The sequence below is a fragment of the Cyanobium sp. Copco_Reservoir_LC18 genome (assembly GCF_009834675.1).
In the GTDB taxonomy this organism is placed as follows: Bacteria; Cyanobacteriota; Cyanobacteriia; order PCC-6307; family Cyanobiaceae; genus Cyanobium; species Cyanobium minutissimum.
The window spans coordinates 156,704-182,176 of record NZ_ASAC01000018.1 but is presented as its reverse complement, the minus strand read 5'-3'; the positions used below and the strand labels follow the sequence as shown (position 1 = coordinate 182,176).

General features: G+C 71.7%; 27 protein-coding genes, 1 tRNA gene and 1 pseudogene. 18 read left to right on the top strand and 11 right to left on the bottom strand.

Going from position 1 to position 25,473, the window contains the following annotated elements:
* Positions 1 to 307: pseudogene (locus tag L107_RS11155) on the bottom strand (photosystem II D2 protein (photosystem q(a) protein)); the annotation flags it as partial.
* A 181-nt stretch (positions 308 to 488) separates the two neighbouring features.
* Between L107_RS11155 and L107_RS11150 the strand changes: the two are divergent.
* From L107_RS11150 to L107_RS11135, 4 genes are all read left to right on the top strand, one after another.
* Complete coding sequence (locus tag L107_RS11150; protein WP_106219276.1) at positions 489 to 752, top strand: hypothetical protein; 264 nt, start codon at positions 489 to 491, stop codon at positions 750 to 752.
* Positions 749 to 1,459, top strand: coding sequence for an ABC transporter ATP-binding protein (locus tag L107_RS11145; protein ID WP_159818831.1), 711 nt, complete (start codon positions 749 to 751; stop codon positions 1,457 to 1,459). The genes L107_RS11150 and L107_RS11145 overlap by 4 nt, the downstream gene beginning before the upstream one ends.
* A 30-nt stretch (positions 1,460 to 1,489) precedes the next feature.
* A tRNA-Asn gene (locus L107_RS11140) sits at positions 1,490 to 1,561 on the top strand.
* Positions 1,562 to 1,776: 215 nt separating this feature from the next.
* The gene (locus tag L107_RS11135) at positions 1,777 to 2,574 is read left to right on the top strand and encodes a response regulator transcription factor (RefSeq protein ID WP_159818829.1); all 798 of its coding nucleotides are present in this window, start codon (positions 1,777 to 1,779) and stop codon (positions 2,572 to 2,574) included.
* 9 nt (positions 2,575 to 2,583) lie between these two features.
* Here L107_RS11135 and L107_RS11130 read toward each other — a convergent pair whose 3' ends face one another.
* Genes L107_RS11130 through L107_RS11120 form a run of 3 tightly spaced genes read right to left on the bottom strand, consistent with a single transcriptional unit; the run spans position 2,584 to position 6,609 of the window.
* Complete coding sequence (locus L107_RS11130) at positions 2,584 to 3,555, bottom strand: DNA polymerase III subunit delta' (RefSeq protein ID WP_159818827.1); 972 nt, start codon at positions 3,553 to 3,555, stop codon at positions 2,584 to 2,586.
* Positions 3,548 to 4,201, bottom strand: a complete 654-nt coding sequence (tmk, locus tag L107_RS11125; RefSeq protein WP_159818825.1) for a dTMP kinase — start codon at positions 4,199 to 4,201, stop codon at positions 3,548 to 3,550. Before tmk ends, L107_RS11130 begins: the two co-directional genes overlap by 8 nt.
* Positions 4,198 to 6,609 (bottom strand): cation-translocating P-type ATPase, encoded by a 2,412-nt coding sequence (locus tag L107_RS11120; RefSeq protein WP_159818823.1) that lies wholly within the window; start codon positions 6,607 to 6,609, stop codon positions 4,198 to 4,200. Before L107_RS11120 ends, tmk begins: the two co-directional genes overlap by 4 nt.
* Before the next feature lie 118 nt (positions 6,610 to 6,727).
* On the opposite strand from L107_RS11120, the gene L107_RS11115 reads away from it, so the two are divergent.
* Positions 6,728 to 7,249, top strand: coding sequence for a photosystem I assembly protein Ycf3 (locus L107_RS11115; RefSeq protein ID WP_106219282.1), 522 nt, complete (start codon positions 6,728 to 6,730; stop codon positions 7,247 to 7,249).
* Between the two features lie 21 nt (positions 7,250 to 7,270).
* Here the strand turns inward: L107_RS11115 and radA are convergent, their stop codons facing one another.
* Positions 7,271 to 8,716 carry a DNA repair protein RadA gene (radA, locus tag L107_RS11110; RefSeq protein WP_159818821.1) on the bottom strand — a complete coding sequence of 482 codons (1,446 nt, stop codon included), beginning with the start codon at positions 8,714 to 8,716 and terminating at the stop codon, positions 7,271 to 7,273.
* 103 nt (positions 8,717 to 8,819) lie between these two features.
* On the opposite strand from radA, the gene rpaB reads away from it, so the two are divergent.
* The 5 genes from rpaB to L107_RS11085 all read left to right on the top strand — a co-directional run bounded on the left by rpaB (position 8,820) and on the right by L107_RS11085 (position 13,620).
* Positions 8,820 to 9,566 (top strand): response regulator transcription factor RpaB, encoded by a 747-nt coding sequence (gene rpaB / locus L107_RS11105; RefSeq protein WP_015110442.1) that lies wholly within the window; start codon positions 8,820 to 8,822, stop codon positions 9,564 to 9,566.
* On the top strand, positions 9,547 to 10,899 hold the full coding sequence (plsX, locus tag L107_RS11100) for a phosphate acyltransferase PlsX (protein WP_159818819.1): 1,353 nt from the start codon (positions 9,547 to 9,549) through the stop codon (positions 10,897 to 10,899). Before rpaB ends, plsX begins: the two co-directional genes overlap by 20 nt.
* 73 nt (positions 10,900 to 10,972) lie before the next feature.
* The gene (locus tag L107_RS11095; protein ID WP_159818817.1) at positions 10,973 to 11,980 is read left to right on the top strand and encodes a beta-ketoacyl-ACP synthase III; all 1,008 of its coding nucleotides are present in this window, start codon (positions 10,973 to 10,975) and stop codon (positions 11,978 to 11,980) included.
* A gap of 27 nt (positions 11,981 to 12,007) precedes the next feature.
* Positions 12,008 to 12,898 carry an ACP S-malonyltransferase gene (fabD, locus tag L107_RS11090; RefSeq protein ID WP_159818815.1) on the top strand — a complete coding sequence of 297 codons (891 nt, stop codon included), beginning with the start codon at positions 12,008 to 12,010 and terminating at the stop codon, positions 12,896 to 12,898.
* Positions 12,895 to 13,620: a 1-acyl-sn-glycerol-3-phosphate acyltransferase gene (locus L107_RS11085; protein WP_159818813.1), complete on the top strand. Its 726-nt coding sequence runs from the start codon at positions 12,895 to 12,897 to the stop codon at positions 13,618 to 13,620. Before fabD ends, L107_RS11085 begins: the two co-directional genes overlap by 4 nt.
* Here L107_RS11085 and L107_RS11080 read toward each other — a convergent pair.
* From L107_RS11080 to L107_RS11070, 3 genes are read right to left on the bottom strand one after another with little or no spacing between them, the layout of a single operon-like run.
* A complete protein-coding gene (locus tag L107_RS11080; RefSeq protein WP_159818811.1) occupies positions 13,562 to 14,284 on the bottom strand; it encodes a YdcF family protein in 723 nt (240 codons plus the stop codon). The genes L107_RS11085 and L107_RS11080 overlap by 59 nt on opposite strands.
* Positions 14,278 to 14,937, bottom strand: coding sequence for a tRNA (adenosine(37)-N6)-threonylcarbamoyltransferase complex dimerization subunit type 1 TsaB (tsaB, locus tag L107_RS11075; protein WP_159818809.1), 660 nt, complete (start codon positions 14,935 to 14,937; stop codon positions 14,278 to 14,280). Before tsaB ends, L107_RS11080 begins: the two co-directional genes overlap by 7 nt.
* Positions 14,934 to 15,191: a Ycf34 family protein gene (locus L107_RS11070; RefSeq protein ID WP_159818853.1), complete on the bottom strand. Its 258-nt coding sequence runs from the start codon at positions 15,189 to 15,191 to the stop codon at positions 14,934 to 14,936. Before L107_RS11070 ends, tsaB begins: the two co-directional genes overlap by 4 nt.
* Before the next feature lie 94 nt (positions 15,192 to 15,285).
* On the opposite strand from L107_RS11070, the gene L107_RS11065 reads away from it, so the two are divergent.
* Together L107_RS11065 and L107_RS11060 are read left to right on the top strand one after the other, a co-directional pair.
* Positions 15,286 to 16,548 (top strand): CCA tRNA nucleotidyltransferase, encoded by a 1,263-nt coding sequence (locus L107_RS11065; RefSeq protein ID WP_236550634.1) that lies wholly within the window; start codon positions 15,286 to 15,288, stop codon positions 16,546 to 16,548.
* A gap of 65 nt (positions 16,549 to 16,613) precedes the next feature.
* Positions 16,614 to 17,042: an RNA-binding protein gene (locus tag L107_RS11060; protein ID WP_106219292.1), complete on the top strand. Its 429-nt coding sequence runs from the start codon at positions 16,614 to 16,616 to the stop codon at positions 17,040 to 17,042.
* A gap of 49 nt (positions 17,043 to 17,091) precedes the next feature.
* Here L107_RS11060 and L107_RS11055 read toward each other — a convergent pair whose 3' ends face one another.
* On the bottom strand, positions 17,092 to 17,271 hold the full coding sequence (locus tag L107_RS11055) for a hypothetical protein (RefSeq protein ID WP_159818805.1): 180 nt from the start codon (positions 17,269 to 17,271) through the stop codon (positions 17,092 to 17,094).
* Positions 17,272 to 17,347: 76 nt separating this feature from the next.
* Complete coding sequence (locus L107_RS11050; RefSeq protein ID WP_159818803.1) at positions 17,348 to 17,866, bottom strand: cyclic nucleotide-binding domain-containing protein; 519 nt, start codon at positions 17,864 to 17,866, stop codon at positions 17,348 to 17,350.
* Positions 17,867 to 17,987: 121 nt separating this feature from the next.
* Here L107_RS11050 and L107_RS11045 point away from each other — a divergent pair, with 121 nt between their 5' ends.
* Positions 17,988 to 18,995 (top strand): aromatic ring-hydroxylating dioxygenase subunit alpha, encoded by a 1,008-nt coding sequence (locus tag L107_RS11045; protein WP_159818801.1) that lies wholly within the window; start codon positions 17,988 to 17,990, stop codon positions 18,993 to 18,995.
* A 1-nt stretch (position 18,996) separates the two neighbouring features.
* Positions 18,997 to 20,013 carry an aromatic ring-hydroxylating dioxygenase subunit alpha gene (locus L107_RS11040; RefSeq protein ID WP_159818799.1) on the top strand — a complete coding sequence of 339 codons (1,017 nt, stop codon included), beginning with the start codon at positions 18,997 to 18,999 and terminating at the stop codon, positions 20,011 to 20,013.
* A 23-nt stretch (positions 20,014 to 20,036) separates the two neighbouring features.
* On the opposite strand, the gene L107_RS11035 is transcribed toward L107_RS11040, so the two are convergent.
* Positions 20,037 to 21,245: an MFS transporter gene (locus L107_RS11035; protein WP_159818797.1), complete on the bottom strand. Its 1,209-nt coding sequence runs from the start codon at positions 21,243 to 21,245 to the stop codon at positions 20,037 to 20,039.
* A 119-nt stretch (positions 21,246 to 21,364) separates the two neighbouring features.
* Between L107_RS11035 and L107_RS11030 the strand changes: the two genes are divergently transcribed.
* Genes L107_RS11030 through L107_RS11015 form a run of 4 tightly spaced genes read left to right on the top strand, consistent with a single transcriptional unit; the run spans position 21,365 to position 25,455 of the window.
* The gene (locus L107_RS11030) at positions 21,365 to 22,486 is read left to right on the top strand and encodes an aromatic ring-hydroxylating dioxygenase subunit alpha (RefSeq protein WP_255451613.1); all 1,122 of its coding nucleotides are present in this window, start codon (positions 21,365 to 21,367) and stop codon (positions 22,484 to 22,486) included.
* Positions 22,483 to 23,580, top strand: coding sequence for an HlyD family efflux transporter periplasmic adaptor subunit (locus L107_RS11025; protein ID WP_159818793.1), 1,098 nt, complete (start codon positions 22,483 to 22,485; stop codon positions 23,578 to 23,580). Before L107_RS11030 ends, L107_RS11025 begins: the two co-directional genes overlap by 4 nt.
* The gene (gene devC, locus L107_RS11020) at positions 23,577 to 24,764 is read left to right on the top strand and encodes an ABC transporter permease DevC (protein ID WP_106219300.1); all 1,188 of its coding nucleotides are present in this window, start codon (positions 23,577 to 23,579) and stop codon (positions 24,762 to 24,764) included. Before L107_RS11025 ends, devC begins: the two co-directional genes overlap by 4 nt.
* Before the next feature lie 7 nt (positions 24,765 to 24,771).
* Complete coding sequence (locus L107_RS11015) at positions 24,772 to 25,455, top strand: ABC transporter ATP-binding protein (RefSeq protein ID WP_106219301.1); 684 nt, start codon at positions 24,772 to 24,774, stop codon at positions 25,453 to 25,455.
* Positions 25,456 to 25,473: the final 18 nt, after the last annotated feature.

Here is a 25,473-nt window from a genome sequence, read left to right as displayed (position 1 = left end):
GGACGAAGTCACCCTGGGCTTCCGGGCCCCAGAGCAGCAGGAGGCTGTGCCCCATGGCATCCGCCGGGGTGCTGACGGCGGCGGTGAGGAAGTTGCAGCCCTCCAGGTAGCTGCTGGCAATGCCGTGGGTGTACCAGGAGGTGGCGAAGGTGGTGCCGGTGAGCCAGCCGCCCAGGGCCAGATAGGCCGTGGGGAACAGCAGCAGACCGGACCACCCCACGAAAACGAAGCGGTCGCGCTTGAGCCAGTCGTCGAGGACGTCGAACCATCCACGGGTGGCAGGGGCGCGCCCCAGGGCGATCGTCATGGGAGGTGCTTCACGAAGCTTTACAAGCCGACTTTAAAAGAGAACGCCCTTTCTGCGCGTCCGAGGGGGGCGTCGCGATCAGCGATTGAGTACAAGTACCCACACCTCCCCGACGCCCGACGATTCGCCAGAGTGGCCGGGCCAGCCCTTCCCGCCGTCCCGGCCCCCAGCAGCTTCCACCATGTACGTCGTCGAGATCTCCCTCCGGCTCAGCCCCATGCCCGTCGCCGTCCAGCGCAAGGAGCTGGAGGCCGCCCGGGCCCTGTACGGGGAGGTGCGCCAGGCGCTCGAAAGCGGGCACCCCAAGGTGCTTGAGCTCACCTGCGAGAAGGACGAGCAGAAGCGGGTCAGCCTCCTGAGCGGCGAGATCGTCGCCGTGCAGATTTATGAGAAGTCGTCGGTCGCCGGCGGCGGCAAGCGTCCCGGCTTCAGCTTCGAGCCTTGAGCGCAGCGGCGACCTCCGGGGCGGTCGAGCCGCCCCTGCACATCGAGGGACTCCGCTTCGGCTGGGGCGAAGGGGCCCCGGCCCTGCGCGACTGCCGGCTGAGCATTCCGGGGCCGGGCCTCTGGATGCTTGTGGGCAGCAACGGCAGCGGCAAGAGCACCCTGCTGCGCCTGATCGCCGGCCTGCTCACCCCCACGGCGGGCCATATCAGCTGCCAGGGCCGGCCGGCCCTGGTGTTCCAGAACCCCGACCACCAGTTGCTGCTGCCCAGCTGCGGCAGCGATCTGCAGCTGGCGCTCCCCGATGGGCTCGACGACGGCGCCCGGGCCGGGCGGGTGGCCTCAGCCCTGGCCCAGGTGGGCCTGGCGGGACTGCAGCAGCGCCCCATCCACACCCTCAGCGGCGGCCAGAAGCAGCGGCTGGCGATCGCCGGCGCCCTGGCCAGCGCCGCCACGCTGCTGCTGCTCGATGAACCCACGGCCCTGCTGGATCCGGACAGCCAGAAGGAGGTGCTGGAGCTGATCCATCGGCTCTGCCATCGCAGCCCCTCCCCCCTCACCGCGCTGTGGATCACCCACCGTCTCGAGGAACTGGAGTGCTGCGACGGGGCCGCCCGTATGGAAGCCGGCACGATCGGCCCCTGGCAGAGCGGCGAAAGCCTGCGCCGCTCCCTGGCCCCCTTGCCCGCCGGCGGGGCCGAAAGGTAAGGTCTTCGGATCCCGGTCCGCCGGGTGTTTTCCTCGGTAGCTCAGTGGTAGAGCGGTCGGCTGTTAACCGATTGGTCGCAGGTTCGAATCCCGCCCGGGGAGTTTCTCCATCCAGATCCGCCCGTTTCCAGGGCCCGTTCCGGCGGCATCGGCCGGAGCGAGCCGGGCGTTGAGCCGGATCCCCAGGCGCGACCAGGGGGAGCACCTGCACCCTGTCACTGGCCGCGCTCCAGCAGGACCGCGACACTATTCTGCTTCGTGCCCGTGAACCCCGCAGGCACCACGACGTCACGCCTCGCCACGCCTCGCCCCCTCCCATGAAGCCCTCGATCCTGCTCATCGAAGATGACGGCGACATGCTCGACCTCGTCGCCGGCCATCTCGAGCACGGCGGCTTCGACGTCCAGCGGGCTGCCGACGGCATCAAGGGCCAGGCCCTGGCGGTTCAGTACTGCCCGGATGTCATTCTCCTCGACCTGATGCTCCCCAAGGTCGACGGTCTGACCCTCTGCCAGCGTCTCCGCCGCGACGAGCGGACGGCCAAGATCCCCATCCTCATGCTCACCGCCCTCGGCAGCACCAAGGACAAGGTGAGCGGCTTCAACTCCGGCGCCGACGACTACCTCACCAAGCCCTTCGATCTCGAGGAGCTCATGGTGAGGGTCAAGGCCCTCCTGCGGCGCAGCGAGCGCGCCCCGCTCTCGGCCAAGCACAACGAGATCCTCAGCTTCAGCTGCCTCACCCTCGTCCCCGAGCGCTTCGAGGCCATCTGGTTCGACGCCCCCGTCCGCCTCACCCACACCGAATTCGAACTCCTCCACTGCCTGCTGCAGCGCCACGGCCAGACCGTCGCCCCCTCCCTGATCCTCAAGGAGGTCTGGGGGTACGAGCCCGACGACGACATCGAGACCATCCGCGTCCACATCCGCCACCTGCGCACCAAGCTTGAGCCCGATCCCCGCAAACCCCGCTTCATCAAGACGGTCTACGGGGCCGGATACTGCCTCGAGCTGCCTCCCACCGATCAGCTGGACAGCCTCGCCGCCGCCATCCGCAGCGCCAGGGAGGCCAAGCTCACCGCCGCTCCCAAGACCGGCGAAGGGGCGGTGGCCTGACGGGGCCCCTCAGCGGCCCAGGTCGAGCAGGGCCACCTCCCAGGCCAGCCGCGGCTGCACGTAGGCCAGCAGGTGGCTGCGCAGCTGCTCAATGCGGCGCAGGGGCGCCGGCTCCTGGCGCCGCCGCCAGAGGTGCAGCTGCCACCAGTCGAGCAGCCACAGCTGCTGCTCGCCATCGAGGGCCTCGCTGAGGTCACGGGCCAGGCCCAGGGCCTCCAGCGGCTCCCGTCCCAGGGCCAGCAGGCGGTCGGCCAGGCCCTCCGGCAGGCTCCGCCAGACCCGACGGTGGCGCAGCAGGGCCCCGGGGGAGCCGGCGGCCAGCGCGAGCAGCTCGGGGGGATCGGCTCCAGCCCCCTCCGCCGTCCCCTCCCCAGCCCCCTCCGCCGCCGGCAGGGCCGCCAGCACCTGGCGCACCAGGGCGGGGGGCAGGCGCGCGAACGGGATGGCCTGGCAGCGGGAGCGGATCGTGCTCAGCAGCCGGTCCGGCGTCGCCGTGAGCAGGATCAGCAGACCATGGCCCGGTTCCTCGAGGGTCTTGAGCAGGGCATTGGCGGCCGCTTCGGCCATCGCCTCGGCCGTCTCCAGCACCACCAGGGAACGCTCCCCCTCCACCGGACGGCGGGCCAGGAAACGGGTCACCTCCCGCACCTGCTCCAGGCGCAGCTGGGGGGGGCTGCGGCGACTGAGGCCCTGGGCCTCGGCCTCGGAGGCCGTCACCAGCCGGCCCTGGTGCAGGTGGGTGGGCTCCACCCAGAGCAGATCGGGGTGGTTGCCCTCCGCCAGGCGTCGCCGCAGCGGCACCGACCCGGCGCTGCCACCGGCGAGCACCCCCTCGAGCAGGCGCAGGGCCGCCAGCCGGCGGCCCACCCCCTCGGGCCCGACGAAGAGGTAGGCGGGTGCCAGCCGGCGCCGCTCCAGGGCGGCCGTGAGCAGGGCCACCGCCTGGGGCTGGCCCACCAGATCGGCGAACAGCTCAGCCATGGGCCCGTCCGCCGCCGGCGCCCAGGTGCTCCGTGATCAGGCTGCGGCAGCGGGCCGTCACCTGCTCGATCGGCCCGCCGGCCTCGACCCGCTGCCAGCCCCGCTCGGCGGCCAGGCTGGCGAAGCCGTCGCTGACCCGCTGCAGGAAGGCCTCGCCCGCGGCCTCGATCCGGTCGGCGGGCCGGTCTCCCCGACGCCGGAGGGAACCGGCCAGGGGGAGATCCAGCCAGAGGGTGAGATCGGGCTCCAGGCCGCCGGTGGCCATCGCCTCGAGCTGGTGGATGGTGGCCATGGGCAGGCCGCGGCCATGGCCCTGGTAGGCCGCGGTGGAGCCGCTGTAGCGATCGCTCAGCACCCAGTCGCCGGCGGCCAGGGCGGGACGCAGGCACTCCTCGACATGCTGGGCCCGGTCGGCGGCGTAGAGCATGAGCTCGCAGAGGCTGCAGGGGGCGACCCCAGCCGGAGGGTGCAGCAACAGGGCACGCAGGGCCTGGCCCAGGGCCGTCCCGCCCGGTTCCCGCGTCACCACCAGCCGGGAGCCGGGCGCCATCAGACCGCTGAGCGGCAGCCAGGCGCGCAGGGCCTCGATCTGGGTGGTCTTGCCGCAGCCGTCAATGCCCTCCAGCACCAGGAAGCGCCCGCTCATGGCGCGGGATCCGTGGGCAGACCCTGAAGCAGCAGGGCGTTGCCGACCACGGTGATCGAGCTGAAGGCCATCAGCAGGGCCGCCAGTTCGGGCGAGAGGCTCAGGCCGAAGCCCGGCAGGAGCGCACCGGCGGCGATCGGCAGGACGACCAGGTTGTAGCCGAAGGCCCAGGCCAGGTTCTGCCGGACCTTGGCCATGGTGCGCCGGGCGATCTCCAGGGCCCGGACGATGCCGTCGAGCCCCTCCCCCATCACCACCAGGGCCGCGCTCTCCTGGGCGATCTGGGTGCCGGTGCCGACGGCGATGCCCAGGTCGGCGGCGGCGAGGGCGGGGGCATCGTTGATCCCGTCACCCACCATGGCCACGGCCCCCTGGCCATGGGCCAGCAGCAGCCGTTCCAGCTTCTGCTCGGGTCGCAGTTCCCAGGCCAGCTCCTCCGGTCGCAGGCCCAGCCGGTGGCCCAGATCCTCGACGCTGGCGCGCCGATCGCCGCTGAGCAGACCCAGGCGCAGCCCCAGCCGCCGCAGCCGGGTGACGGTGGCGGCGGCATCGGCCCTGGGCCGGTCCGCCACCGCCAGGAGTCCCAGCAGCCGTGTCTCGGCGGCCACCGCCAGCAGGGTGGCCCCATCGGCCTCCAGCTCCTGCTGCAGGGCCGTGGCAGCGGGCTCCCCGCCCACCCCCAGGCGCGTCAGCCACTCGAACCGGCCCACCCGCACCAGGCCGGAGCCCTCCACCAGCCCCTGCACCCCGTCGCCGGGGAGGGTCCGGGCCTCGCCGACGGCCAGCAGGGGCAGTCCCCGGCACTGGGCCTCCTGAAGCACGGCATGGGCCAGGGGATGGCGGCTGTGCTGCTCGAGGCTCGCCGCCAGCTGCACCAGCCCATTGGCGCCGGCCCCCTCCTCGGGGCTTCCCGGGTCCGCCCCCAGCACCCGGACATCCGTCACCAGGGGCCGCCCGACCGTGAGGGTGCCGGTCTTGTCGAACAGCACCGCCTCCAGCCGGGAGGCGGTCTCGATCGCATCGCCGCCCCGGAACAGCAGGCCGGAGCGGGCCGCCAGGCCGGAGCCCACGGTGATCGCCGTCGGCGTGGCCAGGCCGAGGGCGCAGGGGCAGGCCACCACCAGCACCGCGATGGCCAGCTGCAGCCCCAGGCTGAAGGGCGTGCCGGCGGCCCCACCCCCGTGAGCCAGGACGCCATGGCCATGGGCCCCGTGGCCAACGGCCGCGCCCATGGTGAGCACCTCGGGCCAGTGCCGGCCTCCCCACAGCCACCAGAACAGCAGGGTGGCCAGCGCCAGCAGCAGCACCACGGAGGTGAAGCGGCCAGCGACCCGGTCGGCGAGCCCCTGGATCGGAGCCTTGCGGGCCTGGGCCTGCTCCACCAGGCGCACGATGCGGGCGATGGCGCTGTCGGCCCCGCTGCGGCGCACCTCCAGCACCAGGGAACTCTCCAGGTTGAGCAGGCCGGCGGCCAGCTCGCTGCCGGGCTCCACCGCCTGCGGCCGGGACTCACCGGTGAGGCTGGAGGCATCGACGCGTGAGCAGCCCTCCAGCACCACCCCGTCCACCGGCACCCGGTCACCCGGCAGCAGCCGCAGCCGGTCCCCCGGCCTCAGACCCCCCACCCGGACCTGGCGGGGGGGGTCGTCGCCCAGGAGCAGCAGGGCATGCTCGGGCTGGAGGGCGCCCAGCTCCTCGATGGCCCGGCCGGTGCGGTAGCGGGCGCGCTCCTCCAGGAAGCGGCCGGTGAGCACGAAGCCGAGCAGCATCACCGGCTCGTTGAAGTAGCAGGGCCAGCCGCTGGCCGGCCACAGCCAGCCCACCAGGCTGGAGAGGTAGGCGCTGGCCACCCCCAGCCCCACCAGGGTGTCCATGCCGGGCACCCCGGCCAGGGCCGAGCGGATGCCGCGGACCAGGATCGGCCGGCCGGGGAAGGCCAGGGCCAGGGTGGCCACCAGGGCGTGGAACCAGGGGCTGCCCAGCAGCGGCCAGGGACCGCCCCAGGTCAGCCGGCCGGCATCGGCGAGGTGCCCCAGGCCGGAGACGAGCAGCAGCAGCAGGGCCACCAGCAGCTGGCGCCAGTGGCGCCACCACTGCTCGGCCTGGCGCCGCTCCCGCTGGCTGGCCGGCTCCGGCTCCTGGGGGCGCAGCCGGGCCTGGAAGCCCAGTCCCTCGAGGCTGCCCAGCAGGGCGGGCAGGGGATCCACGGGGGCGCCGTCGGGCCCGTCGACCCGGGGCTCCAGATCCACCCAGGCCGTGCGGGTCAGCAGGTTGACGCTCGCCTGGCGCACCCCTGCGGTCTGCAGGAGGCGCTGTTCCACGGCGCGGACGCAGCCGCCGCATTTCATGCCCTCCACATCGAGGAGCAACGGCTCGCGGGGACTGCTGGCGGGGGGGATGGCGCTCAAGCGGTGGGGGCCGGGGCTGGGTGCCGGAGCGGGGGGCCGGGGTCCCAGGCTAGGGAGCCGTCACGCCCCTGCCCCGGCCGCCCGAGGCAGGATGGGGGGACGATCCGGACCTGGACCCTTGCCCCGCTCGCAGCGCAACGACAACTTCATCGACAAGAGCTTCACGGTCATGGCCGACCTGATCGTCAAGCTGCTGCCGATCGATCCCAAGGCGAAGGAGGCCTACGTCTACTACCGCGACGGCCTCTCGGCCCAGAACGACGGCGACTACGCCGAGGCGCTGGAGAACTACGAGGAGGCCCTCAAGCTCGAGGAGAACAGCATCGACCGGGGCGAGATCCTCAAGAACATGGCGATCATCTTCATGAGCAACGGCGAGGAGGAGAAGGCCCTCGACTACTACCGCCAGTCCCTGGACGCCAACGGCAACTCCCCCTCCTGTCTCAAGAACATGGGCCTGATCTACGAGAAGTGGGGCCGGCTGGCGGAGGAGACCGGCGACCAGGACGCGGCCGACCGCTGGTTCGACGAGGCGGCCGTGCACTGGACCAAGGCGGTGCGCCTCTACCCGGGCGGCTACCTGGACATCGAGAACTGGCTCAAGTCGTCCGGCCGCAGCAACGTCGACGTCTACTTCTGAGGCGCGCAGGCGGGGCCGCGCTTAATCGGCGGGGTTGACCCCCAGGCCGGCCACCAGGGCCTCGGCCACCGTGGCCGCCTCCAGCAGCTGCAGGCCCAGGCCGGCCGCCACCGGCCCCAGGGCGCTGCCCCGGGGCACCACCGCCCGGGCGAACCCCAGCCGGGCCGCCTCCTGCAGGCGCAGCTCCAGCTGGCCCACCGGCCGCAGCTGGCCCCCCAGGCCCAGTTCCCCCAGCAGCACCGTGCCCGCCGGCAGGGTGAGGTCGCGGTAGCTGGCCACCACGGCGGCCGCCACCCCCAGATCCGCCGCCGGCTCCTCCACCTCGAGGCCGCCGGCCACCGCCAGGTAGCAGTCGAAGCGGGACAGGGGCAGGCCCATGTGCTTCTCCAGCACCGCCAGGATCTGGTGCAGGCGGTTGGTGCCGATGCCGGTGGCGGTGCGCCGGGGGCTGGCGTAGCTGGTGGGGCTGACCAGGGCCTGGATCTCCACCAGGAGCGGACGGGTGCCCTCGCAGGCCACGATCGTGGCGGTGCCGGGGCTGGGGCCATCCCCGGCCAGGAACAGCTCGCTGGGGTTGCTCACCTCCACCAGCCCCGCCCCCCGCATCTCGAACACCCCCAGCTCGTGGGTGGCGCCGAAGCGGTTCTTGGCGGCCCGCAGCAGCCGGTGGCTGGCGAAGCGGTCCCCCTCGAAGGTGAGCACCGCGTCCACCAGGTGCTCGAGCACCTTGGGGCCCGCCAGCATCCCCTCCTTGGTGACATGGCCCACCAGCACCAGGGCGGTGTGCTGCCGCTTGGCGATGCGCTGCAGGGCGGCGGCACATTCCCGCACCTGGGACACCGACCCGGGGGCGCTGCCCAGCTCGGCGTCGTGCAGGGCCTGGATGCTGTCGATGATCGCCACCTCGGGCCGCAGGGTCTCCAGCTCCTGCAGCACCAGCTCCAGATCGGTCTCCGCCAGCAGGCGCAGGCCCTCGCCCTTGCCATCCTCCGCCGGCACACCGGAGCCGTCCTCGGCCAGGCGCCGCCAGCGCAGCTTCACCTGCTGGGCCGACTCCTCGGCGCTGACGTAGAGCACCACCGCCTTGGCGGCCATGGCCCGGGCGCTCTGCAGCAGCAGGGTGCTCTTGCCGATGCCCGGGTCCCCCCCCAGGAGCACCAGGGAGCCGGGCACCAGGCCGCCCCCCAGCACCCGGTCCAGCTCGCCGTAGCCGCTGGCCAGGCGCTGCAGGGGCCGGTCCCCCACCGCCTGGATCGGTTCGGAGCGGCGGGGCCGGCCCGGCGCCCCGGCCCCGTCAGCCCCCGGGGCGGGGCCGGCCGCCACCGGGCGGCGGCGGCGGCTGTCGCCACTCGGCTCGCTCTGCTCGACCAACGTGTTCCAGCCACCGCAGCCGGCGCAGCGGCCGAAGAACTGCCGTGTCCTGGCCCCACAGGCCTGGCAGACGAACGAGGAACCGGGACGGGCCAAGGGGAGCGGGCGGTGTGTATGAAGAAAGGTGGCGTTCGGTGAATTCGCGCCCTTCCGGCCGGTTCAGTGGGTCGGAACCGTGTTGCATTCTCCTCGCCGCGCAATGACGGCCTCCCCCACCGCCAAGGAAACGATCCTCGTCGTCGATGACGAGGCCAGCATTCGCCGCATCCTCGAGACGCGTCTCTCGATGATCGGCTACCAGGTGGTCACCGCCAGCGACGGCGAGGAGGCCATCGAAGCCTTCCACCGCGTCCTGCCGGACCTGGTGGTGCTCGACGTGATGATGCCCAAGCTCGACGGCTACGGCGTCTGCCAGGAGCTGCGCAAGGAATCGGACGTGCCGATCGTGATGCTCACCGCCCTCGGTGACGTGGCCGACCGCATCACCGGCCTGGAGCTCGGCGCCGACGACTACGTCGTCAAGCCCTTCAGCCCCAAGGAACTGGAGGCCCGCATCCGCTGCGTCCTGCGGCGGGTGGAGAAGGACCCGGGCGCCGGGATCCCCAACTCCGGCGTGATCCAGGTGGGCGATCTCCGCATCGACACCAACAAGCGTCAGGTGTACCGGGGCGACGAGCGCATCCGCCTCACCGGCATGGAGTTCAGCCTGCTGGAGCTGCTGGTGAGCCGTTCCGGCGAGCCCTTCAGCCGCGGCGAGATCCTCAAGGAGGTGTGGGGCTACACGCCCGAGCGTCACGTGGACACCCGCGTGGTGGATGTCCACATCTCGCGGCTGCGCTCCAAACTGGAGGATGATCCGGCCAACCCCGAGCTGATCCTCACGGCCCGGGGCACCGGCTATCTGTTCCAGCGCATCGTTGAACCCGTTGCCACCGAAGGATCCTGAAGGCGCAGGGCGCGACGGCCGTCGCTTCGCCTCCAACCGCCCCAAACCCAACCGCACGATCCGCCGCCTGGTGATCTGGTACCGGCGCAACGCCGCCGTCACCAGCCTGGTGGGCACCGCCACCGCCACCGCCAGCGGCGCCGCCTCGGGGGCGGTGTCGGTGGCCGGCAGCATGGCCGGCGCCGCCACCAACGTGGCGGGCTCGGTGCTCCAGCCCCTGGTGTTCGATCCGCTGCGGCGCCTGCAGCAGGGCAGCCACACCGGCGCCGCCATCGACGACCGCCAGCGCCTCTGGGTGGCCGTCGACGGCATGGGCGGGGACCACGCCCCGGGGCCGATCCTGGAGGGCTGCCTGCGGGCCGTGGCCCTGCTGCCCCTGCGCATCCGTTTCGTGGCCGAGCCGGAGCCGCTGCGGCAGGCGGTGGCCGCCATGGGCCTGGGCCAGGAGCTGGCGGAGGCGGCGCAGCGCGGCCTGATCCAGGTGGTGGCCAGCGGTCCGTCGGTGGGCATGAACGAGGAGGCCACCGTGGTGCGCCGCAAGCGCGACGCCAGCATCAACGTGGCCATGGACCTGGTCAAGCAGGGCGAGGCCACCGCCGTCTACTCCGCCGGCAACTCCGGTGCCGTGATGGCGGCGGCGATCTTCCGCCTCGGCCGGCTGGCCGGCATCGACCGCCCGGCCATCGGCGCCCTGTTCCCCACCAAGGACCCCAGCCAGCAGGTGCTGGTGCTCGACGTGGGCGCCAACATGGACTGCAAGCCCGAATGGCTGCACCAGTTCGCCCTGCTCGGGAACATCTACAGCCGCGACGTGCTGCAGGTGAAGCGCCCCCGCATCGGCCTGGTGAACATCGGCGAGGAGGAGTGCAAGGGCAACGACCTCTGCCTGCGCACCCACCCGCTGCTGGCGGGCGACGAGCGCTTCGTGTTCGCCGGCAACTGCGAGGGGCGTGACATCCTCTCCGGCGACTTCGACGTGGTGGTCTGCGACGGCTTCACCGGCAACGTGCTCCTCAAATTCCTCGAATCGGTGGGCAGCGTCCTGCTGGACGTGCTGCGGGCCGAGCTGCCCCGGGGCCGGCGGGGCAAGGTGGGCTCGGCGTTCCTGCGCAGCAACCTGGTGCGGATCAAGAAGCGCCTTGACCATGCCGAGCACGGCGGCGCCCTGCTGCTCGGGGTCGACGGGGTCTGCGTCATCGGCCATGGCAGCAGCCGGGCCCTCTCGGTGGTGAGCGCCCTGCGGCTGGCCCACTCCGCCGCCAGCCACGGCGTCATGGACGACCTGCACGCCCTCGGCAAGGGGAGCGCCGGAGTGGCAAGCACCTGTGGTTGACTGAGCCCACCTGTGAACCGAATGGGTGCCGCTCGGCTCAGACACGACGGGGACCACGGCCGCCTGGCGGGGAATGGCTCTGGTGGGCTGCGGTCGCGCCCTCCCCGCCGCCAGCATCAGTAACGACCAGCTGAGCGAGCGGGTCGAGACCAACGACGGCTGGATCCGCAGCCGCACCGGCATCGGTGCCCGGCGCGTGGCCGGCCCCGGGGAAACCGTCACCAGCCTGGCCGCCGCGGCGGGCCGGGCGGCCCTGGCCCATGCGGGCTGGGCCCCCGAGCAGGTGGATCTGATCCTGCTGGCCACCTCCAGCCCGGACGACCTGTTCGGCACCGCCCCGCGGGTGCAGGCGGCCCTGGGGGCCCACCGGGCGGTGGCCTTCGATCTCACGGCGGCCTGCAGCGGCTTCCTGTTCGCCCTGATCACGGCGGCCCAGTACATCCGCGGCGGCACGATGCGGCGGGTGCTGGTGATCGGCGCCGACCAGCTGAGCCGCTGGCTCGACTGGGACGACCGCCGCACCTGCGTTCTGTTCGGCGACGGGGCCGGCGCCCTGGCCGTGGAGGCCTGTGATCCGGCCGACGACGGCCTGGTGGGCTTCCGCATGCGCTCGGACGGCAGCCGCAACGCCTGCCTCACCCTGGCCCAGGTGGCCGAGCACCGGCCCCTGGTGGGGGATCTCTCCGCCCAGGTGGGCGGCTTCGCGCCGATCCACATGAACGGCCAGGAGGTCTACAAGTTCGCCGTGCGCGAAGTGCCCGCCGTGCTGGCGGAGCTGCTCGAGGCCACGGGCACCGCCGCCGCCGACGTCGACTGGCTGCTGCTGCACCAGGCCAACCAGCGCATCCTCGATGCGGTGGCCGAGCGCTTCGCCATGCCCGCCGAGCGGGTGCTCAGCAACCTCTCGGCCTACGGGAACACCTCCGCCGCCACGATCCCGCTGATGCTGGACGAAGCCGTCCGCGACGGACGGGTCGGCGCCGGCGACCTGATCGCCAGCAGCGGCTTCGGCGCCGGCCTCAGCTGGGGCGCCGCCCTGTTCCGCTGGAGCGGTCCGGGGGCCCCCCCAGCCGAGCCCTAATCTCCTGCCGTTGCACGGGAGGCTTGCATGGCCATCGCCTGGGTGTTTCCGGGACAGGGTTCGCAGAAGCCGGGCATGGCCGACGGGGTGATCGACCTGCCGGGGGCCCGGGAGCGCTTCGATCGGGCCTCCGAGCTGCTCGGCCGCGACCTGCTGGCCATCTGCGCGGGTGCTGAGGCCGGCGAACCCCGCGACCTCAACGACACCCGCAACACCCAGCCGGCCCTGTTCGTGGTCGAGAGCCTGCTGGTGGACGCGCTCCACGGCCAGGGCCGCAGCGCCCGGCTGGTGGCGGGCCACAGCCTGGGTGAGCTGGTGGCCCTGTATGCCGCCGGGGTCTTCGATGCCGAGACCGGCCTGACGCTGATGCGCCGCCGCAGCGAACTGATGGCCGCCGCCGGCGGCGGCGCCATGACCGCCGTGATGGGCTTCGAGCGGGACGAGCTCGAGCAGGCGGTGGCCGCCACCGAGGGGGTGGTGATCGCCAACGACAACAGCGCCGCCCAGGTGGTGCTCTCCGGCACCCCGGAGGCGCTGGCCAGCGTGACCGCCGCGGTGCGGTGCAAGCGGGCCATTCCCCTGGAGGTCTCCGGTGCCTTCCATTCCCCCTTCATGGCCGCCGCCGCCGAGGCCTTCGCCGCCGAACTGGAGGCCGTGCCGTTCGCCGACGCCCTCATCCCCGTGCTCAGCAACGCCGATCCCCGGCCCGAGACCGACGCCACGGTGCTCAAGGACCGCCTTCGCCGGCAGATGACCCTGGGGGTGCGCTGGCGGGAGACGATGGACCGGCTGCAGGCCGAGGGCATCAGCACCGCCGTGGAGATCGGACCGGGCAACGTGCTCTCCGGCCTGATCAAGCGCAGCTGCCCCGGCCTCGGCACCGCCCAGATCGCCGGCAGCGGCGACCTGGGCCAGTGAGACGCCGCCGCCGGCCCCCGGCCGACCCCCCCGCCCTGCTGAGCACGCCGAAGCCGAGCCTCACCTACCGGCTGATCAGCTATCTGCTGGTGTTTCCCGTCTTCCGGCTGCTGTTCCGGGGCCGGACCACCGGCAACGACAACGTGCCCCTGGAGGGGGCCGTGGTGGTGGTGGCCAACCACGGCTCCCACCTGGATCCGCCGCTGCTGGGGCACGCCCTCGGCCGGCCGGTGGCCTTCATGGCCAAGGCGGAGCTGTTCCGGGTGCCCCTGCTGGGCCCGATCATCCGGGCCTGCGGCGCCTACCCGGTGGAACGCGGTGCCGGCGACCGCGAAGCGATCCGCACCGCCACCGACCGGCTCCTGCAGGGCTGGGCCACCGGCGTGTTCATCGACGGCACCCGGCAGGCGAACGGCCGCGTCAATGCCCCCCAGCCGGGGGCGGCCCTGCTGGCGGCCCGGGCCGGGGTGCCGCTGCTGCCGGTGGCGATCATCAACAGCCACCGGGCCCTGGGACCCGGCGGCCACGGCCCCCGGCTGGTGCCGATCCACATCCGCATCGGCACCCCGATCCCGCCGCCGGCCTCCCGGCGCCGTCCCGATCTGGACGCCGCCACCCGCGCCGCCCAGGAGCAGATCAACCGGATGCTCGACCTGGGGCCGATCAGCGGATCCCTGCTCTTTCCAGCCAGGGAGCCACCCGCTCTTCCACCCACGGCCTGATGTCCTGACCGCTGACCACCCACAGGGCCGCCCTGGCACCGTCTCCCCAGAGGCGCCTCCGGCCCTCGACGACGCAGAGCTCGCCGCAGGGCACGGGAACGGGGGTGAGATGGATGCCGCGGCTGCCGGCCACGATCCGCCCCACCAGCAGGGCCCGCTCCATGTGGTCGGCGGAGGTGACCAGCAGGGCATGGCGGATCCGGGCCTTGCGCAGGTCGTCCACCAGGGAGGTGAAGTTGGACACCGTGTCGCGGGCCCGGTAGTCGAGCTGGACCTGGCGGGGGGACAGACCCTCCTTCTGCAGGAACAGCCAGTGGGCGTACTCGGGGTTGGTGCCGCCGGTGACCACCACCGGCAGGCCGTCCACCCGGGCCAGGCGGGCCGCCGCCGCCTCCCGGTCGGCATCCCCCCCCAGCACCAGGATCATCTGGGGGGGCGGCGGCGTGGGCCACCATCCGCCCCGCGACAGCCACAGCAGGGCCAGTCCCGCCAGGCCCGCCAGCACCACCCGCCCCGAAACGGGTCGCCGGCGGCGCGGCCCGCGGCGGGAGCGCTGGGGGGCGACGGCCGGGGTAATGGCGTCGGTGGCGGCACGACGCGAGCGACGGCGGCGTGGCCGGGGCTGGGGACCCGCACCGGGTCGGGGGCCGGGGCGGCTCAGCATGGGAGCGCCTCCACCGGACTGGTGGGATAGAGGGGCAGCACCGGTTGCCAGGGGGCGGCCCGTCCCTCGGCAGCGTTCGCCCCGCTGATGCCGAGCAGCTGGATCACGTCCTCCGGCAGCTGCACCAGGGCCGGACGGACCGGGTGCGGGGCCAGCGCCTCCCGGTCGCGATGCAGCCGGGGCGCCTCCAGCTCGGCGACACCGCCGGGCTGGCCAGGGTCGGCGCCGTAGAGCCCCGCCACCACCCCGCGCCGCGGCAGTTCCTGCACCAACCAGAAGGGGCCGTCACCGCCGGGCGGCTCTGGTCCGGTGAGCAGGCGGCGGGCCATGAGGCGGAAACTGCTGATCCCATCAAGGGGCAGCGCCAGCTGCTGGGCCAGGGTGCGGGCCAGCACCACCGTCAGGCGGGTGCCGGTGAAGCCACCGGGGCCGGTGGCCACCGCCAGGCGACCCAGCCGTGGCCAGGCACTGGCCGGCAGCACCGACTCCAGGCCATCGAACAGCCCATTGGAGAGGGAGCGTCCGAGGGGGAACGTCTCCAGCCGCTCGGGGGCCGTCGCCCCGAGGCGCTGCAGCCCCACGCCGAGGCTCTCGCTGGAGCTGTGCAGGGCCAGCAGCCAGGGGCGGCCGTCCGGGTCGGGGGGAGGACTCATGTCGGCAGCGGTCCCTCGGGGCGGCAGCGACGCCAGCGGCCCGGGTCGGAGCGGAAATCGGAGCAGGCCCGCACATCCCACTCCACCCCGACGCTGGTGCCGACGCCATCGAGATCGACCACCTGCACGTGGATACGCGGCTGGCGGGGGCGGAAGTCGGGCTCGGGATTGAGGTGGGCGACGCCGTGCTGACGCTCGACCGCGTGGTAGGCCTGACACCGCTCGACCCAGTGGCAATCCACGCAGATGCACATGCCGCCGCGGCCCAGCAGGGCGCCCATTGTGGCGTGCGAGCCGGGACGTCAAGTCCCTGAACTGTGGCGGGCCCTGGCGCCCGAGACCTGGCCGGTGGCCCCCCACCAGCTGCCGGCGGGCACGGCGCTGGTGGGCGGAGCGGTCCGGGACGGCCTGCTGGGCCGTCTGACCGCCCGGCCGGATCTGGACCTGGTGGTGCCCGTGGACGCCATCGACCTGGCCCGGAGCCTGGGGCGGAAGCTGGGGGGCAGCTGCGTGGTGCTCGACCCGGAGCGCTCGATCGCCCGGCTGGTGCTGCAGGGCTGGACGATCGACCTGGCCCGCTGCGCCGGTGGGGATCTGGCCGCCGATCTGACCCGCCGGGACTTCACCGCCAACGCCATCGCCCTGCCCCTGGAGGGGGCGCTGCCGCCGGGCCGCAGATCAGCGGCGGATCTGCGGCTGATCGACCCCTGCGGCGGGCTGCCGGATCTGGCGGCACGCCGGCTGGTGGCCATCAGCGAAGCCAACCTGCTCGATGACCCCCTGCGGCTGCTGCGGGGGGTGCGGCTGGCCTGCGAACTGGCGTTCCGCATCGCCCCGGCCACCTGGGAGCTGATCGGGCGCCATCGGCAGCGGATCACCACCGTCGCCGGGGAGCGGGTGCTGGCGGAGCTGGAACGGCTGGCGGCCGCCCCCGAGGGGCACCGGGGGCTGGGGCGGGCCCTGGAGGCGGGGCTGCTCCAGCCCTGGGGAGCCGCCGATGGGTCCGAGGACCGGCTGGAGCCCCTGGGGCCGCAACGGCCGGAAGCCTGCGGCCTGACGCCGACGGAGGCCTGGGCCCTGCCGCTGGCCCGGCTGGCGGCGGTGCTCGACGGCCCGACCCTGGAGCGGCTGCGGGCCAGCCGGCGCCTGCAGCAGCGCTGCCAGCGGCTGCGGGACTGGCACGAGCGGCTCCAGCGCAGCGCTTCGCCCGGGGGCCGGCTGTCCCTGGAGAGCCTGGCCGAGGCGGAGCGGCTGCCGCTGCACCGCCAGCTGGAGGCGGATCTGCCCGCCCTGCTGCTGCAGCTCGATCCCGGGGCGGCACGGGCGGCCCTGGACCGTTGGCGGGACCCGGCGGATCGCCTGTTCCATCCGCGCCCGCCCCTGGACGGCCGCCGGCTGCAGCAGCTCCTGGCCATCCCCCCGGGGCCGCGGCTGGGCCAGCTGATCGACCACCTGACGGCCGAACGGGCCTTCGGTCGACTGGGTGAAACCGCAGCGACGGACACAGCGGAGTTGGCGGACCAGGGTGCGGTCAAGGCGGCCCTTGCCGCCGCCCGACTCTGGCTGGAGCGGCGGGAACCCGAAGCGGAGTCGGACCGGCGGCGTGATTAACTGCTGGATGCAATGGCGCGATCGCACCGCCTGCCAGAGTTTTTCCCTTTCCTGAGCCCCTCCCCATGAGCGTTCGTCTCTATGTCGGCAACCTGCCGCAAACCTTTGATGCCAAAGAGCTGGATGCTCTCTTCTCGAGCGTGGGAGAAGGGGTTCGCTTCAAGGCGGTGAACGACCGGGAGACCGGGACCTGCCGTGGCTTCGGCTTCGCCAACGTCGACGACCTGGCCCAGGCCGAGGCGGTGATCGCCCAGCTCAACGGCAAGGACTTCGGCGGCAGCACCCTGCGCATCGAGATCTCCGAGCAGCGCCGTGAGGTCCGCGGCGGCGCCGGCGGCGACCGCCGTCCCGGCAGCGCCCCGACGGCCGCCCGCAAGAGCGTCAACAAGGTGGTCCATGCCGACGCCGTCGGCGAAGGCGCCCCCGATCCCCGCTGGGCCGGTGAACTGGCCAAGCTGAAGAGCCTGCTGGCCAACCAGAAGGCCGCGGTCTGATCCGGCACCGTCCCCCCGACCCGCTGGCCCGCCGGGCGCGGGGGCGGTGTCAGGGGAGGACGGCCATCAGGCCGATCACGCCGACGAAGATCGCCAGAAAGACGAACCCCAGGCGCGTCATCTTGCGCTCGTGGTTGTCGATGCCGGCCTCCACATCGGCGCTGATCAGCTCCCGGAAGGCGGAGAGGGCCTGCTCCTTCTCCTCGGGCGGGACCGGCTGGATGCTCATGGAACGGGGCTCGGTGACGGGGACAGGACTCGGTGTCGCCTGGGAGGGACGGGGCTGGGACGGCCGGGCCGCCGGCTCAACCCCGGTGAAAGTACCAGTAGGAACCGATCGCCAGCAGCACCATCAGCACGATCGGAACGGCGATGGCGGCCATGCCGTTGTGGCTGCGCACCACCCGCCCCTCATGGGCCACGACCGCGTCCCGGATGCTGGCCTGCATCTCCTCGCGCAGGCGCGCCAGGTCGGACTCCAGGGTCCCGTTGGTGTAAAGGTCCCGGAGGCGGTCGAAGACGCTGCGTCCCAGCACGAGGCTGCGCTCGGGGTGCTCGAACAGCAGATCCATCAGCTCGTCGCGGTTGAAGACGAGCAGTTCCGTGGGCTTGGCGGCCCTGGCGGTATGGGTGCGGGCACGGCCGTCGATGAGCTCCACCTCACCGAACACGTGGCCGGGGCCATGGTGACCGTCGACACCTTCTCCGGTTTCGGGATACAGGGTGATCAGTTCAATCTCCCCGGTGCGGACGAGGTACACCTCCTGACCACTCTCTCCACTGCGGTAGGCGAACTCACCGGGATCCAGGTGAAGCTTGCGCAACGGTCGCCGTTCAACAGGGCGGCAGTCTAATTGCTTCAGCCGTTTCAACTTGGTTCCCGGCCCCGATGGTGCTAAACAGGGGCGGTCGGCCCATGGAACCCGTGTCGCGCCCGGCTGAGGAATGACCCAGGGACTCGAGAACTTCTGGTATGCGGTGGAGCATGCCCACGGGCTCCGCGACCAACCCGTTTCCGTCACCCTCCTGGGGCGCCGCTACCTGCTCTTCCGCGATGGGGCCGGCCAGGCCCACGCGCTGGCGGACTACTGCGCCCACCGCGGCGCCAGCCTGGCCCGGGGATGGGTGGAGGGCTCCTGCGTGCGCTGCCCGTACCACGGCTGGAGCTACGACGTGGACGGGCACTGCGTCCGGATTCCTGCCGATCCGCCGGGTACGCCCATCCCCGCCCTGGCCCGCATGGCCACCTTCCCCGTCAGGGAGCAGTCCGGCTTCGTCTGGATCTTTCCCGGCGAGGCCGGGCGGGCCTCCGAGGTGCCCATCCCCCCCTTCCCGGAACTGGGGCAGCCGGGCTGGCGGGCGGTGAGCGGGTCCTACACCTGGAACGCCCACTTCAGCCGGGTGGTGGAGTCGGCTCTGGACACCTCCCACGCCCCCTTCGTGCACCGGCCCTTCTTCGGCAACCGGGAGGACGCGAGCGTGGAGAGCCTGGAGATCGTCAGCGAACCGGGCCTGGTGTCCACCCATCACAAGCTGAAGCCACCGGCCCGGGTGGGCCTGCTGAAGTACATCGTCAAGAGGAAAAGGAGCCACTCCAGCTCCACCCTCACCGGCTACCTTCCCAACATCAACAGGATCGCCCTGGACTTCAACTGGAAGGGCTATCAGTACATCTATTTCGCCAGCAACATCCCCGTCGACGACCACACCACCCTCACCAAGTGGATCGGGGTGCGCAACTTCCTCCCCTATCGCTGGGCCGACGGCAACTCGATCCGCAACACGGTCGACACCTACGAGGAGGACCGGGCCGTGGTGGAAACCCAGCCCCCGGGCCCCTCCTGGAGCACCCAGGGGGATGAGCTGCTGCTGGCCTCCGACCAGCTGATCCTGGCTTACCGGCGCGCCCTGGCCCGGGCCTGCCCGGCCTCCGCCACTGCCCCCACGCCCTGAGATGCAGCCCCCCTCGCCTTGGCCCACCGACTGCTGGTACGCCGTCGGGCTCTCCAGCCAGGTGGGTGCCCAGCCCCTGGCCCACCGCTTCCAGGGCCGGGAGGTGGTGCTGATGCGCGATGGCGGCGGCCGGGTGCTGGCCTTCGATGGCCGCTGCGCCCACCGGGGCTGCTCCCTGGCGGCGGGCTGGGCGACGGGGGACCGCCTGGTCTGCCCTTACCACGGCTGGCAGTACGACGCCCAGGGCAGCTGCGTGCACATCCCGGCCCTGCGGGCCGAGGAATCGATCCCGCGCCAGGCGCGGCTGCGCACCTACCCCACCCGGGAGCGGCACGGATTCGTGTGGCTGTGGCTGGCCGGCCACCAGGCCAGCCCCGATGGCGATGTGCTCCCCATCCCGGAACTGGACGGACTGACCCTGCGGGCCGGCGGTGACATGGCCTACACCTACGCCACCCACTTCACCCGCACGATCGAGAACGGCATCGACCCCACCCACGCCGCCTTCGTGCATGGCAAGAGCATCGGACGGGTGGACCCGGCCACCGACTTCAGCCTGGAGCACTATCCGGTGCAGGTGCAACCCGGCAGCCTTTACGGGCGCATGCCGATCAAGGTCAAGAAGCTCAACGGCCTCACCCGCCTGCTGCTGAAGGGGGACAGCGCCAATGCCTACAAGGAGTACCGCTTCCTGTACCCCAACGTGGTGGTCTCGATCATCCATTTCGGCGCCTTGACCCTGGCGGCGCTGCAGGCCCACGTGCCCGACAACGACGCTGAAACCACCGTCCGGGTCACCAACGGCCGCAACTTCCTCACCGCCACGCCGGTGCTGAACCGGCTGTTCGATCGCATCACCCTGGACACGGGCCTGCAGATCTCCAAGGAGGACGCCGCCGTGATCAGTGAACAGGAGCCCAAACGGGTGACCTTCCGCGGCTCCCACGAGGTGCTGATCGACTCCGACCTGATCCTGGTGGAATACCGGCGGATGATGCGCGAGCGCGCCCGCGTCTGAGGCGCCCTCTTCTGCGCACCAGTTCAGCCGGCGATGTCGACGGGCACCGGCACGGGTTCCCTGATGCCGCGCAGCAGGGGCGCCCCCAGCAGGCAGACCACCGCCTGGAGCAGAAAGCAGAGGGTGGGGGAGAGGTCGTAGAGCACCCCCGCCAGCATCGGACCCAGGGCACTGGCCAGGCCCGTGATCGCCAGCAGGCTGCCCAGCATCACGCCCTGCCGGTTCTCCGGGACCAGCCGCGAGACCAGGCTGCGGGCGGTGGGGATCACGCAGGCCGCCCCCACCGACAGCATCACGGCGGCCGTGACGATCACGACGGCGGCGGCGGCGCCGAAGACCCGGGCCAGGGGGATCAGGGCGATGCCGGCGGCGACCGCCACCAGGCCGTAGATGTTGAGCCGGGCCTCCCCATGGCGCCGCACCAGCGGGCCCGTGAGCGCCACCTGCACGTAGGTGACGGTGAGGCCGACGACCACGAAGATGCCGCTCGACTGCGACGCCGACCAGGAGAACTGATCCTTCAGATAGAGCACCAGCAGGGTGGTGAAGCCGCTGAAGGCGAAATTGAAGCAGCAGAACGCCAGCGCCACCCGATTCGCCTTCGGCAGCGCCAGCAGGGCCATCACCGGGGCCAGGCCGTTGATCTGGGACCACTGGAAGCGGGGCCTGTTCTGGAGCGGCAGGGTCTCCTTGAGGTACAGAAACGCCATCAGGAAGTTGTAGGCCGCCAGGGCGGCGGCCACGAACACCGGAATGCGCATGCCGAATCCCACCAGCGCCCCCCCCAGGGCCGGACCGGCGATGGCCCCGAGGCCGAAGGCCGCGCCGCTGATGCCGAAGTTGCGGGCCCGGTTGGCCGGAGTGGAGATGTCGGAAATGTAGGCCTGGGCCGTGCCCACCGTCGCGGTCGAGACACCGTTGATCGCCCTGGAGAGAAAGATCAGCCCCAGCGTGCCGGCGAGGCCGAACATGAACAGGGACAGGGCGTTGATGGCCACGCACAGGAGGATCACCGGCCTGCGGCCGCAGGCATCACTGAGGGAGCCGATGATCGGTGACGCCAGCACGGAAAAGAGGGTGGCCGTGGAGGCCAGCAACCCCAGGGTGAGTCCGTCGGGAGAGAACTTCTCGAGGATGAAGGGGAGCAGGGGATAGACGATGTTTTCGCCCAGCTTGTCCAGCAACAGGGTGAGAAACACGATCGCCAGAGGACTGCGCAGCTTGCGAATCACTTGCGGATCATGCGGACGGCAGTGTGGGGCGACCCAACCTTGGCGGCGGCGCCAATCTAAGGGGTGTCGCACTCTCGATCGGGACGGTTCGCCTAAGATCCGCTCAGCATCGGCAGAGCATGTCAGTCGCTGGGTCTGTATCTGGGGCCGTATCTGGGGCCTTATCTGGGTCCGCCTCAGAGACATCCCCATCCCAGGTGTCCCAACTGGCTTCGAACTGCTGGTACGCCGTCGCCTCTTCGTTCGCCTTCCGGAAAGGCCCGGTGGCCGTCCCCTTCGCGGGCCACGATTTCGTGCTCTTCCCGGATGCGGAAGGCCGGCCCCGGCTGTTCAGCGACCGTTGCCCCCACCGGGGGGCCTCCCTGGCCCTGGGGCGGCTGGAGGAGGAGGGGTGCCTGCGCTGCCCGTTCCATGGCTGGAAATTCGCCGCCGACGGGACCTGCCTGGAGGCCCCCGCCGAGCCGGCCGGCGCCAGTCCGCCGGCCCGCAGCGCCCTGGTGGGGGAGCGGCCGGCGGTCGAATCCCGGGGCTTCATCTGGATGTGGTGGGGCTCCGGACCGCCCGATCCGGCCCTGCTGCCCGATCTGCCCGTCTTCCCCGACGACGCCTGGGGCCACGTGGAGAGCAGCTTCGACTGGGAGACCCACTACAGCCGGGTGATCGAGTCCAACCTCGACAATTCCCATGCCTACTGGGTGCACAAGAGCACCTTCGCCAGCCAGGATTCACCCCTGTCGGTTCCCGTTGATCTCCGCAAGGAGGATCGGATGATCGCCGCCACGGTGAGCTTCGAGCTGCCGGTGAAGGGGGCCCTGAAGCTGCTGCGCACCCTCTCCGGTCAGAACGGCCCCCTCTGCGCCACCACCACCTTCAGCTTCTATTACCCCAACCTCAACATCGTCGACACCAGCATCGGCGACCAGCTGCGTTTCATCTTCTTCAACGCCAGCCTGCCCCAGAGCGACACCCACACCCTCGCCCGCTGGGTGAAGTATTCCAAACGCAAGCGCTGGCGGCTGCCCGGCAGCGAAGCCCAGTCGATCGCCATCTCGCGCACCATTTTCGAGGAGGACCACGGGGTGGTGCGCAGCCAGCGCCCGACCCCCGTCCCCCTGGATCTCACCCAGGAGCGGCATGTGGCCTCCGACATCCTTTCGATCGAATACCGCCGCATGCACCGCCGCTGGCTGAGCGCGGAACCGGCGGCTACCATGGCGCGCCCGGAGCCCCTCGGTTCGTGACGGAAGCGCCGCACGTCGACAGGCTCCAGGGCCTGCAGCGCTTCTGGCGGGAGCGTGCCTGGGGCAGCGGCCGCCAGAAGCTGGCGACGGTGTCGGTGCTGGCCGTGCTGGGGCTGGCGGGCTGGCAGCTGAGCCACCGCCCGGCTCCACCGCCGCTGCCCCTGGCGCCCCGGGCCGTGACCGCCCTCGGACGGCTCACCCCCCAGGGGGGCGTCGTGTCCCTGTCCACCGCCTCGGGCAACAGCGGGGGCTCGGAGGTGGTCGACAAGTGGCTGGTCTCCGAGGGGGCCACCATCCGCCGCGGCCAGCTGCTGGGCTTCCTCAGCAGCTGGGCCAGCCTGCGCAAGGGGGTCGTTCAGGCCGAAAGCCAGCTGGCCCTCAGCGAGGCCAAGCTGGCCCAGGTCGATGCGGGGGCGCGCCAGGGGGCCCGGGCCAAGGCCGAAGCGGATCTCAAGGCCGAGCAGGTGGTGATTCCCTACCTCAAGATCAGCCAGCAGAAGAGTGTGGAGCTGTTCAAGGCCGGGGCGATCTCCGAGGAGGAACTCGGCAAGGCCGATGCGGCCCTCGCCCAGGGCCAGGCCAACATTCAGGCCCTCAAGGGCACCCTCTACGACAACCTCACCGTCCGCCCGGTCGACCGGCAGGTGGCCGTCGCCGACGTGGCGGTGGCCAAGGCCAACCTGGCCCAGGCCCGCAGCCAGCTCAGGAACGCCGAGATCCGCTCCCCCCTCGACGGCAAGCTGCTGCGGATCTACAGCTGGCCGGGCATGAAGGAAACCGACCAGGGGCTCGCCCAGATCGGCCAGGTCGGGGCCATGCAGGTGTGGGCCCAGGTGTTCCAGAGCGACATTCCCCAGGTGCGCCCCGACCAGCCGGTGGAGATCTGGCCGGAGAGCGGCGGCTTCAGCGGCAGGCTCCAGGGCCGGGTGCAGGAGATCACCGGGGAGGTCTCCGACCGCGACCTGTTCAGCGTCAATTCCAATAACAACGTCAATGCCCGGGTGGTGCTGGTGAAGATCGGCCTGAGCCCCGCCGACTCCGCCCGCCTCGCCAGGCTCAGCGGGCTGAACGTGAACGTCCGCTTCCTGCCGTGATCGGCCGCTCCCTGAGGCGCAGCCTGGGCGATCTGCCGGTGGCCTGGCTGCAGCTGAAACGCCAGCCGATCCGTTACCTGGTGGCCGTCACCGGCATCGGCTTCGCCGCCCTGCTGATGTTCATGCAGCTGGGCTTCCAGTCGGGCCTGCTGACCAGCGCCACCACCTTCTACCAGGCCCTGATCACCGATCTGGTGGTGATCAGCCCCGGCACCCGCGACAGCGGCGCCTTCCAGCAGTTCCCCCAGTCCCAGCTCTATCAGTCGCTGGGCGTGCCGGGGGTGAGCGATGTCATCCCCGTCTATGTCGCCAATGTGAACGCCCAGCAGATGGGTGGGATCAAGCCCACCAGCCTGCGCCTGATCGGCTTTGATCCCGACCAGCAGATTCTCGATCTGGCGCCGGTGCGCGAGCAGATCGACCGCATCCGCACCCCGGGCTACGTGCTCTTCGATGCGGCCGGCAACAGCAACACCGGCCCGGTGGCGGCGGCGGTGAAGGCCCAGGGGAGCCAGACGATGATCCTCTCCGACTACTCCAAGACCTTCCGGGTGGTGGGCCTGTTCCGCCTCGGCTCCACCTTCGCCGCCGACAGCAACCTGATCAGCAGCGACACCACGGCCCTGCAGCTCGCCTACAAGCAGATCAACGAGGGCGAGATCTCCATGGGCCTGATCCGCGTCAGCGATCCGGCCGCCATCGCCCCCGTCCAGCGCCACCTGCGGGCCCTCTACGGCAGTCAGCTGCAGGTGTTCACCAAGCCGGAACTGATCGCCAACGAGCAGAACTACTGGAACACCAGCTCCTCCTTCGGCATCATCTTCGGCTTCGGCACGATCATGGGCCTGCTGGTGGGGGGGGTGATCGTCTATCAGGTGCTGTACACCGATGTCAGCGACCACCTGCACGAGTACGCCACCCTCAAGGCCCTGGGCTTCCGCAACCGTTTCCTGCTGCTGCTGGTGCTGCAGGAGGCCTCGATCCTGGCGATCTCCTCCTTCGTGCCCGCCCTGGTGGCGAGCGCCGCCCTCTATGCCTTCCTCACCGCCGTCTCCGGCATCCAGATCGTCATGACCACCGGCAAGACCGTGCTGGTGTTCAGCCTCACCATCGGCGTCTGCGCCGTGGCGGCCGCCATCGCGCTCAACAAGCTGCGGGATGCGGATCCGGCCAGCGTCTTCTGATCCCCCGATGCTGCCTGTCGTCGCCGAGAATCTGCGCCACGCCTACGGGGAAGGTCCGCTGCGCAGCGAGATCCTGCACGGGATCAGCTTCACGGTGAACCCCGGCGAGATCACCCTGCTGGTGGGGCCCTCCGGCAGCGGCAAGAGCACCCTGCTCACCCTGGTGGGGGCCCTGCGATCGGTCCAGGAGGGCTCCCTGCGGGTGCTGGGCAGTGAGGTGCGGCGCTCCAGCGAGCGGATGCGGGTGGAGATCCGCCGCCGCATCGGCTTCATTTTCCAGAGCCACAACCTGGTGGCCTCCCTCACCAGCCTGCAGAACGTGGCGCTCGTGCTGCAGCTGAGCGAGCCGGACCCCGAGCGGCGCCGACACCGGGCCACCGCCCTGCTCGAGGCGGTGGGTCTGGGCCATCGGCTGCACCACTTCCCCTCCGAGCTCTCCGGCGGCCAGCGGCAGCGGGTGGCCATCGCCCGCGCCCTCGCCCCCGAGCCCGATCTGGTGCTGGCGGACGAGCCCACCGCCTCCCTCGACAGCACCTCCGGCCAGGAGGTGGTGGCCCTGCTGGGCGACCTCTGCCGCAAGCGGGGCAGTTCCGTGCTGCTGGTGACCCACGACCTGCGCCTGCTCGATGACGCCGATCGCATCTGGGCCATCGAAGATGGCAGGGTCGAACCCTGGAAGGGGTCCCATTGAGTCCCCCGCCGTCAGGCC